This window comes from Caballeronia arationis (assembly GCF_001544975.2).
GTDB lineage: Bacteria > Pseudomonadota > Gammaproteobacteria > Burkholderiales > Burkholderiaceae > Caballeronia > Caballeronia arationis.
Window position 1 is genome coordinate 55,862 of sequence record NZ_FCOG02000003.1, and the last position, 13,711, is coordinate 69,572.

Consider the following 13,711-nt stretch of genomic DNA (forward strand, 5'->3'; position numbering starts at 1 on the left):
CATTTTCCGTGCGCTGCGGGACGAGGCGCGCACGAGAACGCGATCACGTCGATAACCGGAACGGAGAATGTCGATGCCAAGAAGTCCCGCCACAGGATCGATGACCTTGCTGACGGAGTGCGATGAAGCAACCGGTCAGGAACTGCGCACGCTGCGTCTCGTGCCGGCCGACGACGGCAAGGCCGTCCTCCTGATCGAAATCGACGAGCGTAAAGCCGGCATTCACCGCGAAGTGCGCTATGAGATTACGCCGTCGGAATTGATCGCGGCCATTCGCGCGCACGGCGCCGAATTGCCGGGTGAGCAACATAATCGTTAAAAGGATTTAGCGATTACAATAAGCGGCATACAATAGAAGGGTTCGTGGTTTCGAAGCGCCCTGGCATCGCTGGCCGGCTTCCCGGATTCCGTAAGAGCACCCTGACGTGTCATCTTTCGCGCCTGTCCTTCGCAACGTCCGCCAGCCAAAGCCGAAGCGCCGCCGTCCCCTCATCGCGTTTTCAGGGGAATTACGGCAATTGCGGTATTACACTAATTGACGCGTGGTTCGCCGCGCGCCACGCTTTGTAAAAACCATTTAACTCATCGAACCGCCCGGTCCGCGCGGGATATCGGTTCGCCTTCCAGAAAGTAATAAGCTGAATCAGGACAGCCGTGGACGAAAGAAAGAGAGACAGCATCATTGCCTATTTGCGTGGCCGAATGGTCGAGTTCGGCATAACCGAAACGGCGCTCGCCGAGGCTCTGGCCGAAGCAAACGTGGCAGCGACTCCCCTCCCCCCGAAGACGAACGGCACGAAGCGGCCCATGCCGCAACTGCCCTCCGTGCCGCATGCCGGCAACGGCGCGAAGCCTGCGTTCATGAACGCCAGCGGCGACACGTGGGACGGCATCGGCGACATGCCCGAGTGGCTCAAGCGCGCCGTTCACGCCGGGCAGGACATCGAGTTCTACCGGGTCTGACAGCGGGTCCGCAAGCGCGCGACAAAGTGCCATGCAGCGCACCCCGCGCTGCGCCGCCGTGCGCGCAGCGCTCGTGGACTCACGCTACGCGACCGCCTTTTCCGCTCGCCCGGCCTTCTCGCGCGCATGCTCGTACACGCGAGCCCGCTCCGCGACGGCGATGAGGCGCTTCTGCTTCATCGTTGCGTTCTGCAGCGGCGAAGATCCGACCACCGCGGCATATTCTCCGTTGCGGCACCGGCGAAAGCGCTGGAAGAAATCGGGGCCCGGCAGGCCGTTGTCGCATGCGAGCAGCACGCCGTAGTCGACCGACGAGACATCCGCAAAAGAGCGCACGACCGCCTCCAGCAGCCGATAACGCTCGGTGAGCGGCACCGTGCGCTCGAACATCGCGTGGAATTTCACATAGGGCAGCACACCTTCGTTCGCCGCGGCGCGCGCCAGGGCGCGGGTGATGCGTTCGGTCATCGGGGTGTCCATGACGGCTCCTTTTTCATAGGCTCAGGTCCGGGTTTGCGTGCGCGGATTCGCGTGCACTTTCTTGCAGAGCGGAACGGTTCGCACGAAGCCGATGCCTATGTGCGTCGCCCGCCGGACCCGGGCGAATCTGTCCGCATGACGCGTGGCGTGCTCATGGCGCGCTCACTCGAACGTCGCGCTGAGCGAAAGCAGCACGGCGTTTCCTTTCGGGCGGTTACGCGCCTCGAATTCATTGACCCAGCGCAGTCCCGCCGAAACCGGCGTCTTGCCGACCTTCCCCGCCCACGTGATGACTGGCCCGAGGCCGACCGAATTGCCTCGCGCACCGTTCGTGAGTTCCGCGAGGCCGCCGGTATCGTCGCCGAGCTGCTGGATCCAGCCGCCCACCACGCCGACACCCCAGCCGTTCTTGAAGCGCTTGAGCGCGAGCAGGTCGAGCACGGAGAGCGGGGCGTTGTGGTACTGGGTCGCGTTGTTGGTCGTGTAAAAGTTCACGCCGTAGTTCAGCGAGAGCTCCACGTCCTGCGCGGGAAACAGCTTCGTGTACGACACCGTCGGCGTGAAGGTCCAGGTGTTCTGGCCTGCGTTGGCGAGGCGGTTCGGGTTGTAGGCGCCGGTCGGCGCGTAGATCTGCAGGCTCAGCGCGATGTGATCGGTCTTCGTCAGGTGGTAGCCCGCGATCACCGGCGTAAAGAAGAGATCGGCGAACTGCGTGCCGTGGTCGTCGGGCAGGACGCCACGAAACGACGACGCGTTCGTGTACTGCACCGGCACGCCGACCGACGTCGCGAAGTTCCAGCCGCCCACCGTGATGCCCCAGGTCTTGATCAAATTCGCCTGCGAATAGACGACGGTGTAGTTGAGCCCTGTCGTGATCGTGCCCGCCACTGGCAAGGTCTTGCTTGAGCCGAGCGAGCCTTCGTAGTAGATGGTCGCGAGCGTCACGATCCAGTCGGAGGTGGGCGGAACGACGCCGGCGTATGGCGTCAGTTGCATGCCCGTGATCGGACGCCCGACGCCGCCTTCGGTCGCGCGAGCCGGCATCGATGCAGCCAGCACCGCGCATGCGCCGGCCATCGCGAACGCCGTGGCGGCCTTGCGCGAGCGCTGCCGTGAATGCGCTTTGAAGCACGATGCGGTCATGTCGAACTCCCCGGCGACCGGTTGCGATGTGAGACGACGCGCTTCATGGAGTCGCTCTTGAGATCTTCGCGCGATCCGAACGGGTCGAACGGCAGTAATGGCGAGGGCAATAACCCGAATTGACCGGCCAGGCTTCGATGCAAAATGGGATCGAAAGCGACGCACATTAAAGGTGCCGCGGTGAAAACGACCGCAAATCGAAACCGCGCCATTACCCCACTCCGACGATCCATTTCAAGGCAATCCTTGCGTTGGTCTTAACGGAACATCGATAAAAAACGCGCGCGAATTCTCCCGCCCTTTGCGTGGGCAATTAGAAAAACGCTCGATACGGATTACGCTGGCGGACTCGGCCAATGAGTCGAAAGGGGGACGCAAGCGTCCGTGCGCCTTCGACTGGCGAGTCTGGCTTGCAGGCAGCTAGGGAGGGAAAGCCATACACGTTCCTCGGACAACGTGGGCGGCGCGTGAAGCCGCGGTGGCGCGGATGAGTTTCTTACAAAGAGCTTCTTTGCCTCTTTTTACAGATGCTAACAAACGTTTTTCGTCCATGCCAAGAACATTTTTATAACCGCGCCGAAAAACGCAACACATACGCCCGTCATTTCACCGCACGTATTCCCCTGACCGATTCAATACGAATTTCTTGCCATAGGAAAAAGAAAATCGAATTTCAAGCAAAAAATTTCGGTTCATTTTTCCCAAATTCCCGAGAAAACGTATATTGATACATGCTGTAAGGGAGTCCGAGGTTTCGGCATCGGAAAACGGATTGTGCTTTCCACGAACGGCTTCGGTCCTGGCGGTAGCGGCATTCGCCGCACGCACGGCATCAGCCGCTTTCCTGCGATCACAACGACGAGTGCGCAGATGCTTTCCCGACCAGAAAACCTTCCGAGTGTCGTCCGGAGAATGACAGCCGGGCAGATGCTGCTCGACGGCGCGTCGATCGAGGCCGTTGCCGAGCAGTTGCATCTTTCCACGCAGACAGTTAAGCGCTATCAGGCCATCGTGTCGGCGGGAGGGCTCGAAGCATTGCAGAAGATGGGCGTCGGCGGCCGCTCCTCGGTGCTCGACCAGCAGGCGCTCGAATGGATCGCCTCGGCACTGAAAGGCCCGGCGCGCGCGCATGGCTTCGAAAGCGACGCGTGGACCAACTCACGCCTGCGCGCGCTCATCGAACAACGTTATGGCGTGCGTTTCTCGCGCGTCTATATCTGGCAGATCGCAACCAACCTCGGTCTCGGACACCTGCTGTCGAAATCGCGGCGCTAGTCGCGCCGCCCGGGACGTCTTTTCACTCACAAGGAGTACCGCATGTCACTTCAAGCTCAATCACGTGTCCTGCATACGGCCCTCGTGCGCGCGGCCGCCATCGCCGCAATCGCGCTCGCACACCCGGTCCTGGCGCAAGACGCGGCATCGGGCGCGGCGGGCGAAGCCCGCGGCGCCGCGACGGTCGCGGAGGTTCAGGCGCATGTTGTCGGCATCGATCCGGCGACCAACAGCGTGGCCCTGCAGGGGCCGCAGGGACGCATCGTCGAGATCGCGGTCAATCCCGAAGTCGGCGACGTGAAGAAGCTGCGTATCGGCGATACGGTCAACATCCAGTATCGGAACGCGCTGGTCGTGCGTGCAACGAAGGTCAAGTCGACGGGGATTCGCGAGCGCATCGACACCGAGGCGACCATTCCCGCTTCCGGGGGCGTGACCTCGACGGCACGCAGCGTGCAGATTCTCGCGACGATCCAGAAGATCGATCCGAAGAAGCGCCAGATTACTTTGCGCGGACCGAACCGCACCGAAGTCTTCGAGCTTGCGCCGGATGTCTCGCTCGACGGATTGAAGGCCGGCGACACCGTGCGGGCCGAGTTCGTGTCGGCCACGGCGATCCAGGTGCTGCGCGGCGGGTCGGCGGTGAAATGAGCGCGGAGTTGTCCACAGATTCTGTTGACAGACCTGTGGACAGCCCGTGCGCGGACCAGGCAACGCGCTGATCGGCAAGGGATTTATCCCGCGGTGCCTGGAAGCGGCAGCGAATGAAAAAAGCGCAGCGACCGACGGGCGCTGCGCCTTTTGACGTGCTCGAAATCAGAAGTTGAAGTTGTCGATGTTGGCCGCATCGAACGTGGTCGGCGGCCCGAGAATCACCTCGCCGCTCTTGCCCACCGTGCGCTTGCCGAGCTTGCCCGCTTCGAATGAATCGCCTTCCTTGCCGGTGATTTTGCCCGACGCGAGGTTGGCCGCCGCGAACGCCGCGAGATAACCAAGCTGGCCCGGGTCCCACAACTGGAACGCCTTCACGGTGCCGTTCTTCACGAACGCGCGCATCTGGTTTGGCGTGCCGAGCCCCGTCACGACAACCTTGCCCTTCGCCGGCGACGACTGGACGTACCGCGCCGCCGCCGCAATCCCCACGGATGTCGGCGCGACGATGCCCTTGAGATTCGGATACGCCTGCAGCAGGCCCTGCGTCTCGACAAAGGACTTCTGGTCGTCGTCGTTGCCGTACGCGATCTTCACGAGCTTGAGCTTCGAATACTCGGGCTTCTTCAGTTCCTCCTGCATCCACTTGATCCACGTGTTCTGATTCGTCGCGTTCGGCGTGGCCGAGAGAATGGCGAACTCGCCCTCGCCGCCGACGAGCTTCGAGAGCAACTGGATCTGCCCGCGTCCGATGGCTTCCGAGTCGGCCTGATTGACGAAGATCTGGCGGCCGTCCGGCGCGGTGTCGGAGTCGAAGGTCACGACCTTGATGTTCTGCGACATCGCCTTCTTCAGATACGGCACGACCGCATTGGCATCGTTCGCGGCGATTACGATCGCGTCCTGCCGCTGCGTGATGAGCGTATTGATGTAAGAGACCTGCGAAGACGCGCCCGCATCCGACGGGCCGACCACCTTGCCCTGCCCGTTCATTTCCTTGATCGCGGCCATGCCGCCGTCGTCCGCGATTACTTCGTAAGGGTTGTTGATCTGCTTCGGCAGGAACGCGATCTTCAGGCCGCTCTTCAGGTCGGCGGCGTTGGCGGTCATCGCGACGCAGGCCGCCAGCAGCGCGGCCGCGAGCGCCGGATGGCGGATCGAGCGTAATGGTTTGAACATGGCCTTGAGTCTCCTGATATCGCGCGCGGCTTCGCTAAGTGCGAAGTCTCGAAGTCCTCCGCGCGCCGGTTATAAAACCTGCGTTAAAGCGTCTGAGTCATGAAGCGCTTTTCTCGTGTCGCCCGGAAGCGCGCGACGAGATTCGGTATCAGCACCGACGACAGCAACAGCGCGCCGGTCACGATGGTCAGCGTTTCGCTCGACACATCCGCGAGCGTCAGCGCATTGCGCAGCACGCCGATGATGAGAAGCGAGAGCAGCACGCCGATCATCGACCCGCGTCCGCCGAAGATGCTCACGCCGCCGAACAGCACGGCCGCGATCACGGAAAGCTCGAAGCCTTCGCCATTATCGCCGCGCGCGCTCGTGAAGCGAAGCGTATAGACGACGCCCGCGAGTGCCGCCATCGCGCCCGACAGCATGAAGAGCCTGAGCTTGGTCTTCGCGACATCGATGCCGGAGAACTGCGCGGCCACCGGGTTCGCGCCGATCGCATAGAGGCTGCGGCCGAAGGGCGTCGCCTGCAACAGCACCGTGAACACGATCGCGCCGAGAATCACCAGGATGAACGGCATCGGCAGGAACGTGGCCGCGATCGTGTCGATGCCGAAAGCGGTGTACGCCGCGGGGAAATCCGCGATCGCCTGATCGCCGAGCAGCACGTACGCGAGCCCGCGAAAGAGCGCGAGTGTGCCGATCGTGACCGCGAGCGACGGCAGGTTGAACCGCACGATCACGAGCCCGTTGAAGAGCCCCGCGAGCGTGCCGGCAACCAGCACGATGGCGATGACGAGCGGCATCGGCAGGCCCATGTGCCACAGCACGCCCATCAGCGCGCTCGAAGCGCCGAGCACGGACGCCACCGACAGGTCTATCTCGGCGGCGATGATGATGAGCGTCATCGGCAAGGCGATCAGCGCGATCTCGGTGAAGTCGGCGAGCATGTTCGAGAGATTCGCCGACGACAGGAACATCGGCGAGAGCACGCGTCCGCCGGCGAGCGATACGGCGAGCACGATTGCGAGCATCGCTTCCCATTGCAGGTGGCGGCGCTTGGTCGTGGAGAGAGCGGAATCGGGTTTAGCCATGATCGCGTTTCCTCATCATGCGTTTGGCGACGGAGCGGGCAAGCAGCGTATCGAGCGTGATGGCCGCGACGATCAGCAGGCCCTGAATGGCCTGCTGCCAGAACGGTGACACGCGCAGCACCACGAGCGCGATGTTGATCACGCCGAGCACGAGCGCGCCGAGCGTCGCGCCCATCACGGTGCCGACGCCGCCCGTGATCGCAACGCTGCCGACTACCGCCGCGGCGACCACCTGCAGCTCGATGCCTTTTGCGGTACTCGCATCGACGGTGCCGAAGCGCGCGAGCCAGAGCACGCCGGCCAGCCCCGCAATCGCACCGGAGAGCAGAAAGCCGATCATCACGCGGCGTTCGACGCGAATGCCCGCGAGCCGCGCGGCCTCGGGGTTCGAGCCGATCGCGTAGTGCTCGCGTCCGCCGCGATATTGCCGAAGATAGATTGCAAGCGCGACGAGCACCACGAACGCGATCAACACGAGATTGGGTATGCCGAGAAGCGAGCCGGTAGCGATCAGCGCGAAGGTATCGGGAAGGCTCGTGGCATTGATCTGGCCGCCGTGCACCCACGCGTAATCGGCGCCACGCACGATGTAGAGCGTCGAGAGCGTGGCGACAAGCGACGGCACGCGGCCGAACGTCACGAGCGCCCCGTTCAGCGCGCCGATCGCGAGACCGATGCCGATGCCCGCGAGCATCGCGAGCACCACTGGCATGTGCGGAAACATCACGAACAGGCTGCCGACCGCATACGCGCTCACGCCGACCACCGACGCCACCGACAGGTCGATGTGCCGCATGAGCATCACGACCGTCATGCCCGCCGTGAGCAGGCCGATGATCGATACGTTGAGCAGCACGTCGCGCAGGTTCTGCAGATTGAGGAACTCCGGCTTGACGGCGGCCGTCGCAGCGACGAGCGCGATCAGCACGATGAAGAGCGTGGCTTCGCGGCTCTTCACGAGTCCGGCGACGAGATTCGGCCGCTTGGGCTTGGGGGCATGCATCGCGGGCATGGTGGATGAGTGTCGAGTCATGCTGCGCGCCCCAGAGCTTGCGGCGATGCACCGAGCGCGGCGCTCATCACCCGTTCCTCGTTCGCATCCGCGCGCGCGATATCGGCGCTGATCCGGCCTTCGTGCATCACGAGCACGCGGTCGGCCATGCCCAGCACTTCGGGCAGCTCGCTCGAAATCATCAATACCGCCATGCCTTCGCGCACCAGGTCCGCGAGCGTGCGATACACCTCCGCCTTCGCGCCGACGTCGATACCGCGCGTCGGTTCGTCGATGATCAGCACCTTGGGATTCGTCGCGAGCCACTTGCCGATCACGACCTTCTGCTGGTTGCCGCCCGAGAGCGTGCCGACCGGCGCATCGAGATCGCTCGCCTTCAGGCGCAGGCGCTTGCCCCAGTCGGCGGCAAGCGTCGATTCGCTTTTCGCCGAGATGAGGCCGTGCTTCATGAGCCTGCCGAGCACCGTGAGCGACGCATTGCGCGCAATGCTGAGTTCGAGCGCGAGACCCTGCGCCCGGCGGTCTTCCGGCACGAGCGCGAGGCCCGCGCGGACCGCTGCGGCTGGCCTGCCGAGCGAGAGCGGCTTGCCCGCGATCTTCACTTCGCCAGCGTCGACCGGATCGATGCCGAAGACGGCGCGAGCCACTTCGCTGCGTCCCGCGCCGACCAGACCCGCGAGCGCGACGATCTCGCCCGCGTGAACATTGAACGAGACGTTGCTGAAGACGCCTTCGCGCGTCAGGCCGCGCACGGAAAGGCGCACTTCGCCGCGCTCGACATCGGCCTTCGGATAGAACGTATCGAGATCGCGGCCGACCATCTTGCTCACGATCGCGTCGATGGTCATGTCGGCGGTAAGCGCGTCGTACACCTTCACGCCATCGCGCATGATCGTCATGCGCTGCGTGAGCGCAAATACTTCGTCGAGCCGGTGCGTGATGAACAGGATCGCGACGTCGCGTTCGCGCAGCGCGCGCACGATGGCAAAGAGCCGCTCGACTTCGGGCAGCGACAGCGCCGCGGTCGGCTCGTCCATGATCAGGACGTTCGCGTTGAGCGACAGCGCCTTGGCGATCTCGACCACCTGCTGGTCCGCAATCGACAAGCCGCGCACAAGCCGTTCCGCGCACAGGTTCACGCCGAGCGTCGCGAGCAGCGTATCGACTTCGCGGTTCATTTCGTCGTAGCGAATGCGACGCAGGCCATCGCGCGGCTGCCGGCCCATGTAGATGTTCTCGGCAATCGAGAGGTCGGCGAAAAGCGTCGGCTCCTGATAGATCACAGCGAGCCCGGCAGCGCGTGCCTCGGCGGGGTTCGCGAAGCGGCGCCCGATGCCATCGACGAGCAGTTCGCCCGTATCCGGCTGATGCACGCCCGCGAGAATCTTCACGAGCGTCGACTTGCCCGCGCCGTTCTCACCGAGCAGCGCATGCACTTCGCCCGGCCATAGCGCGAGACTGCCGTCGCCGAGCGCGCGCACGCGTCCGAACGACTTGCTCGCATGCCGAAGCTCGAGCCTCGGCGTTTTCGTGTCTGTCATGCTGTCTCCTGGCGCTTAGCGTAATCCAATGCGCTCACTCTGGTCTCGTGCAACATGGTTGTTGCGACCTTCAAATGCGATAGATGCGTTCCGCGTTGCGCCTGAAGAGCGCTTCCCTTTCGCCATCGGTTGCATCCGCAACTATTGACGCATACGCGTTCCATAACGCGCCGTACGAACCGAACAACCTGTCGACCGGAAAGTTCGACGCGAACATCGCGCGCTCGCAGCCGAATGCATCGATCGTTTCCAGCACGTAGGGCCTAAAGCTCTCGACGGTCCATGCGTGATCGAACATCGCGAGTCCGCTGATCTTCACTGCGACGTTCTCGCAGGCAGCAAGCGCGCGCATGCCGTCACGCCATGCGCGGTAGCCTTCGACCGACGAACGGTCCACGAACATGCCTGTGTGATTCACGATGAACTGCGTGTCGTGATGCTTGCGTGCCAACGCGGCGGCATCGTTCATCTGCGACGGATATAGTTGCATATCGAACGACATCGAATGGCGTTTCAGCAAGCCGAAATTCCTGCGCCATACCGCCTCATGCATGAAATGACGGCCGCCGTAGTCATAAAGCGGACTCTCGTGCACGTTGAGAATCTGGCGGATGCCGCGGGTGTTTTTGAACGCCGCGTGCGCTTCCAGCAGCGCCGGTGCGTTATCGGACGAAAGATCCGCGTAAGCGACGATGCCGTTTGGCATGCCGCGCCCCTCGCCATCGGCGATGCCTTGCAGCCAGCGCGTTTCCTCGACCGGGTCGGCCGGATCGTGATTCGCATCGACGTGCACGAGCTTCAGCACTTCGATGTCGCCGGCATCGCGCAAGAGATCGCTGATCAGATAATCGTGCTGCAACTCGCGCGCATCGCCGACGAACGACGTCTGCGGATTCGCAAGCCACGGATAGTGATGCGTCTTCAAATCCCACAGATGAATATGCGGATCGACAACCTGCATGGCGGTGTCCTCGTGCCGGTTCGAAAAAGCCAGCGATTCAGGGAAGATGAAAGACAGGAACGAGCGGCGTCGATACCGGCGAGTTGTCCGGATTCGTTGCCATCAGTTCCGCCATGTAATCCCACCATTTGCGCATCACCGGCAACGTAGGCAGCGCATCGGTCGAATGCGATGCCTCGCGCTTGAATGTCGCGAACAGGTGTCCGGTCGATTCGTCGAGAAAGATCCAGTAATCGCGGATGCCGGCGGCGCGAAGCACCTCGGCCAGCTCGGGCCATATCTCGCGATGACGCCGCTCGTATTCATCGCGCATGCCCGGCTTGAGGGTCATTCGAAACGCAAGTGTCTCCATTGCGGCCTGCCCTTTCGATGGTTTTGTGATCGTTGAATCAGGTGCGTCCAGGCTCTTGTGCTGCGACTATAATGCGCCGACCGATAACATCACAATCCGATTGCAGGATTGGCCGATCGCAAAACCGTATCGCCCAGGCGAATCGCGATGAACGAAAACATCTCCCACGCACTCGTCAACCGGCTGAAATTCAAGCATCTCGCGCTGCTCGTCGCGCTCGACGACGCACGCAACCTGCATCAGGCCGCGGACACCATCAACGTCGCGCAGCCGAGCGCAAGCCGCATGCTGTCCGACATCGAGGAAGCGTTCGGCTTCCAGCTGTTCGAGCGCAACGCGCGCGGCATGCAGCCGACACCGCTCGGCACCGCGACGCTCGCCTACGCGCGCCGCTCGCTCGCGGACCTGACGCGCTTCGCCGCCGACCTCGACAGCAAGCGGCGCGGCGGCCACGGCCAACTGACGGTCGGCGCGATCATGGGCGCCGCGCCCGACGTGCTCGCGATGGCCGTTGCCGAACTGAAGTCGGAACGGCCGCTTCTCAACGTACGCATCCTCGGTGAAACGAGCGATCAGGTCGTGCAACTGCTGCACCGCCGCGAAGTCGATCTCGCGCTCGGCCGGCTTACGACGCCGCTGCAACACAACGATTTCGATTTCGAACCGCTCGCGCGCGAAGCCATGCGGCTCGTCGTGCGTGCAAAACATCCGCTTGCCGGCAAGACGCCGCTCGCGCTCGATGCGCTCATCGCGTGGCCGTGGATTCTCCAGCCGATCACGAGCCCGGCGCGCGGCCTGTTCGAGGAGGAACTCGCGCGGGCGGGCCTCACGTCGCCTTCGAACGTGGTCGAGTGCGCGTCGATCTTCGCCACGCTGCAATTGCTGCAGAACAGCGAAGCGGTCGCGATGCTGCCCGAATCCGTCGTGCGCGATTACCTGCGCGCGCAATTGCTGGTCGAATTGCCTGTCGAGATCGGCAAGAGCCTGGCGGGCTTCGGCCTGTTGCGGCGCAAGCATGAGACGCTCTCCGAGCCCGCCGAATACTTCATCGCGCTCTTGCGCAAGTATTCGGCGTCTTCGCTCATTGCAGGTTGACGAAGAGCCCGCCATCGACGAGCAGCGCCGCGCCCGTCACGTAGCGCGCGCGATCGGATGCGAGGAACACGACGCACTGCGCGACGTCGTCGGGGTCGCCGAGACGGCCGAGCGGGATGCGTTTTTCCATATACGCGCGCTTCTCCGTATCGGACAAGTCGTCGGCGTTCAGGTCGGTCGCGATGGTGCCCGGCATCACCGAGTTGCAACGGATGCCGTACGGCCCGAGCGCGATTGCGCACGATTGCATCAGCGAATGCACGCCGGCTTTCGTCGGCGTGTAGTGCGTCTGCATGCCGCCGCCAACGAGCGCGCTGATCGAACTGGTCGCGACGATCGCGCCGCCTGTGCCTTGCTCCTTCATCTGGTTTGCGACCGCCTGCGTCACGTAGAACGCACCGTTCAGATTGACGGCGACGGTCGTCTCGTAGACGGATGCAGGCATGTCGAGGAATGCGTGGAACGGGCAGATGCCTGCGTTGCTCGCGAGCACTTCCACGTGGCCGAACGCTTCGACGGTGCGCTTGACGAGCTGCACGCCGGTTTCGCGGTCCGCGACATTGCCTTCTATCGCGATCACGCGGCGGCCCAGCGCTTCGATCTCGCCGACCACTTCCTCGACCGCCGACATGCGGCCGTAGGACTTGTCATTGTCGCCCCAGTAGTTGATGGCGATGTCCGCGCCCTCTTTGGCGCTTGCTACAGCGATCGCGCGGCCGATGCCTCGCGATCCGCCGGTGACGATGACCACCTTGTTCTCCAGTAGCACGGGCTTGCTCCTCAATCGTGTGTGTAAGGCCGAACAAGAGCACATTCGGGGTTGAGGCGCACCCCGAACCCTGGCGTCTCCGGCACCTTCATTCGTCCGTTCACCGGCACCGGCTCATCAAGCAACAGCGGCGTGAACATGGGCACGACCTCATCGGCCTTCGGCGCCATCATCAGGAACTCCGCAAACGGCGAGTTATGCCGCGTGACCACGAAGTGATAGCTGTACACCGAGGAGCCATGCGGCACGACAAGCACGTTATGTGCATCCGCGAGCGCGGAAATCTTGATCAGCTCCGTGATGCCACCGCACCAGCCCACGTCCGGCTGGACCAGATCCGCGCACCCCATCTCGAACAACATCCGGAAGCCCCAGCGCGTCGCCTCGTGCTCGCCGGTCGTCACCATCATGCCGCGCGGCACCGAGCGGCGCAGTTCGGCGTAACCCCAATAATCGTCAGGAGGAAGCGCCTCCTCGATCCACTTCAGCCCATACTCGTGCGCCGCCGACGCCAGGCGCTTCGCATAGTTCAGATCCAGGCTCATCCAGCAATCGAACATCAGCCAGAAATCATCACCGACCTTCGATCGCATGTCGGCCAGCTTCGCGATGTTCTTCGCGAGCCCCTCCTCGCCCTCGGCCGGGCCATGCTGCAACGGCATCTTGCCGCCGATGAAGCCCATCTCCTTCGCGAGATCCGGACGCGCACCCGTCGCGTAGAACTGCAGTTCGTCGCGCACCGGCCCGCCGAGCAGATGAAACACCGGCTCCTTCCGAACCTTGGCAAGCAAGTCCCAGAGTGCGAGATCGACGCCCGAAATCGCGTTCAGCACGATGCCCTTGCGGCCGTAGTAAAGGGTCGCGAAGTACATCTGGTCCCACATCTTTTCGATGTCGGTCACGCGCTGCCCTTCGAGAAACCGCGCCAGATGCTTCTCGACGATAAACGCACCCACTTCGCCTCCCGTCGTCACTGCGAAGCCGACGGTGCCATCGCTGGCCTCGATTTCGACGACGAGCGAGCCGAGCACGTTGATCCCGAATGACTGCCGGCTCTGCCGATACTCGGGATAGCGTGCCATCGGCGTCGAGACATGGTCGTCGATCCAGTGGTCGGCGCCCTGGTCGTGGTAATCGGCGCCGCCGCCCCGCACGGTGAAGGCGCGCACTTGCCGGATGGTTGGCATGGACATGATCTGACT

General features: G+C 63.2%; 15 protein-coding genes. 5 read left to right on the forward strand and 10 right to left on the reverse strand.

The window, feature by feature from the left end:
* The first annotated feature begins 73 nt into the window (after positions 1-73).
* Positions 74-319, forward strand: a complete 246-nt coding sequence (locus AWB81_RS02500) for a hypothetical protein (RefSeq protein ID WP_062632466.1) — start codon at positions 74-76, stop codon at positions 317-319.
* 335 nt (positions 320-654) lie between these two features.
* The gene (locus AWB81_RS02505) at positions 655-963 is read left to right on the forward strand and encodes an H-NS family nucleoid-associated regulatory protein (protein ID WP_062632322.1); all 309 of its coding nucleotides are present in this window, start codon (positions 655-657) and stop codon (positions 961-963) included.
* An 84-nt stretch (positions 964-1,047) separates the two neighbouring features.
* Here the strand turns inward: AWB81_RS02505 and AWB81_RS02510 are convergent, their stop codons facing one another.
* Entirely contained in the window at positions 1,048-1,443 is a 396-nt protein-coding gene (locus AWB81_RS02510; RefSeq protein WP_062632323.1) for a hypothetical protein, read from the reverse strand.
* A gap of 162 nt (positions 1,444-1,605) precedes the next feature.
* On the reverse strand, positions 1,606-2,586 hold the full coding sequence (locus tag AWB81_RS02515; RefSeq protein ID WP_087134776.1) for a SphA family protein: 981 nt from the start codon (positions 2,584-2,586) through the stop codon (positions 1,606-1,608).
* 870 nt (positions 2,587-3,456) lie between these two features.
* On the opposite strand from AWB81_RS02515, the gene AWB81_RS02520 reads away from it, so the two are divergent.
* Positions 3,457-3,861: a helix-turn-helix domain-containing protein gene (locus AWB81_RS02520; RefSeq protein WP_062632468.1), complete on the forward strand. Its 405-nt coding sequence runs from the start codon at positions 3,457-3,459 to the stop codon at positions 3,859-3,861.
* A 42-nt stretch (positions 3,862-3,903) separates the two neighbouring features.
* Positions 3,904-4,512 carry a copper-binding protein gene (locus tag AWB81_RS02525; RefSeq protein ID WP_062632324.1) on the forward strand — a complete coding sequence of 203 codons (609 nt, stop codon included), beginning with the start codon at positions 3,904-3,906 and terminating at the stop codon, positions 4,510-4,512.
* A gap of 165 nt (positions 4,513-4,677) precedes the next feature.
* On the opposite strand, the gene rhaS is transcribed toward AWB81_RS02525, so the two are convergent.
* The 6 genes from rhaS to rhaM form a co-directional block, all read right to left on the reverse strand.
* Positions 4,678-5,691, reverse strand: a complete 1,014-nt coding sequence (gene rhaS / locus AWB81_RS02530) for a rhamnose ABC transporter substrate-binding protein (protein ID WP_062632325.1) — start codon at positions 5,689-5,691, stop codon at positions 4,678-4,680.
* 83 nt (positions 5,692-5,774) lie between these two features.
* Complete coding sequence (locus AWB81_RS02535; RefSeq protein ID WP_062632326.1) at positions 5,775-6,779, reverse strand: ABC transporter permease; 1,005 nt, start codon at positions 6,777-6,779, stop codon at positions 5,775-5,777.
* The gene (locus AWB81_RS02540; RefSeq protein ID WP_062632327.1) at positions 6,772-7,812 is read right to left on the reverse strand and encodes an ABC transporter permease; all 1,041 of its coding nucleotides are present in this window, start codon (positions 7,810-7,812) and stop codon (positions 6,772-6,774) included. Before AWB81_RS02540 ends, AWB81_RS02535 begins: the two co-directional genes overlap by 8 nt.
* Positions 7,809-9,332, reverse strand: a complete 1,524-nt coding sequence (locus tag AWB81_RS02545) for a sugar ABC transporter ATP-binding protein (protein WP_062632328.1) — start codon at positions 9,330-9,332, stop codon at positions 7,809-7,811. The genes AWB81_RS02540 and AWB81_RS02545 overlap by 4 nt, the downstream gene beginning before the upstream one ends.
* Positions 9,333-9,402: 70 nt before the next feature.
* Positions 9,403-10,293 carry an amidohydrolase family protein gene (locus AWB81_RS02550; protein ID WP_062632329.1) on the reverse strand — a complete coding sequence of 297 codons (891 nt, stop codon included), beginning with the start codon at positions 10,291-10,293 and terminating at the stop codon, positions 9,403-9,405.
* Between the two features lie 37 nt (positions 10,294-10,330).
* Positions 10,331-10,645: an L-rhamnose mutarotase gene (rhaM, locus tag AWB81_RS02555; protein ID WP_062632330.1), complete on the reverse strand. Its 315-nt coding sequence runs from the start codon at positions 10,643-10,645 to the stop codon at positions 10,331-10,333.
* Between the two features lie 147 nt (positions 10,646-10,792).
* Between rhaM and AWB81_RS02560 the strand changes: the two genes are divergently transcribed.
* Entirely contained in the window at positions 10,793-11,740 is a 948-nt protein-coding gene (locus AWB81_RS02560) for a LysR family transcriptional regulator (RefSeq protein ID WP_062632331.1), read from the forward strand.
* Here AWB81_RS02560 and lra1 read toward each other — a convergent pair.
* Entirely contained in the window at positions 11,727-12,509 is a 783-nt protein-coding gene (gene lra1 / locus AWB81_RS02565; RefSeq protein WP_062632332.1) for an L-rhamnose 1-dehydrogenase Lra1, read from the reverse strand. The genes AWB81_RS02560 and lra1 overlap by 14 nt on opposite strands.
* Before the next feature lie 11 nt (positions 12,510-12,520).
* Complete coding sequence (gene rhmD / locus AWB81_RS02570; protein WP_062632333.1) at positions 12,521-13,702, reverse strand: L-rhamnonate dehydratase; 1,182 nt, start codon at positions 13,700-13,702, stop codon at positions 12,521-12,523.
* Positions 13,703-13,711: the final 9 nt, after the last annotated feature.

Coding starts and splice junctions, on each gene's coding strand:
- AWB81_RS02520 (WP_062632468.1), top strand. CDS start 3,457: ATGCTTTCCCGACCAGAAAACCTTCCGAGTGTCGTCCGGAGAATGACA.
- AWB81_RS02550 (WP_062632329.1), bottom strand. CDS start 10,293: ATGCAGGTTGTCGATCCGCATATTCATCTGTGGGATTTGAAGACGCAT.
- rhmD (WP_062632333.1), bottom strand. CDS start 13,702: ATGTCCATGCCAACCATCCGGCAAGTGCGCGCCTTCACCGTGCGGGGC.
- rhaS (WP_062632325.1), bottom strand. CDS start 5,691: ATGTTCAAACCATTACGCTCGATCCGCCATCCGGCGCTCGCGGCCGCG.
- AWB81_RS02535 (WP_062632326.1), bottom strand. CDS start 6,779: ATGGCTAAACCCGATTCCGCTCTCTCCACGACCAAGCGCCGCCACCTG.
- AWB81_RS02545 (WP_062632328.1), bottom strand. CDS start 9,332: ATGACAGACACGAAAACGCCGAGGCTCGAGCTTCGGCATGCGAGCAAG.
- AWB81_RS02560 (WP_062632331.1), top strand. CDS start 10,793: ATGAACGAAAACATCTCCCACGCACTCGTCAACCGGCTGAAATTCAAG.
- rhaM (WP_062632330.1), bottom strand. CDS start 10,645: ATGGAGACACTTGCGTTTCGAATGACCCTCAAGCCGGGCATGCGCGAT.
- AWB81_RS02540 (WP_062632327.1), bottom strand. CDS start 7,812: ATGACTCGACACTCATCCACCATGCCCGCGATGCATGCCCCCAAGCCC.
- AWB81_RS02510 (WP_062632323.1), bottom strand. CDS start 1,443: ATGGACACCCCGATGACCGAACGCATCACCCGCGCCCTGGCGCGCGCC.
- AWB81_RS02525 (WP_062632324.1), top strand. CDS start 3,904: ATGTCACTTCAAGCTCAATCACGTGTCCTGCATACGGCCCTCGTGCGC.
- AWB81_RS02515 (WP_087134776.1), bottom strand. CDS start 2,586: ATGACCGCATCGTGCTTCAAAGCGCATTCACGGCAGCGCTCGCGCAAG.
- AWB81_RS02500 (WP_062632466.1), top strand. CDS start 74: ATGCCAAGAAGTCCCGCCACAGGATCGATGACCTTGCTGACGGAGTGC.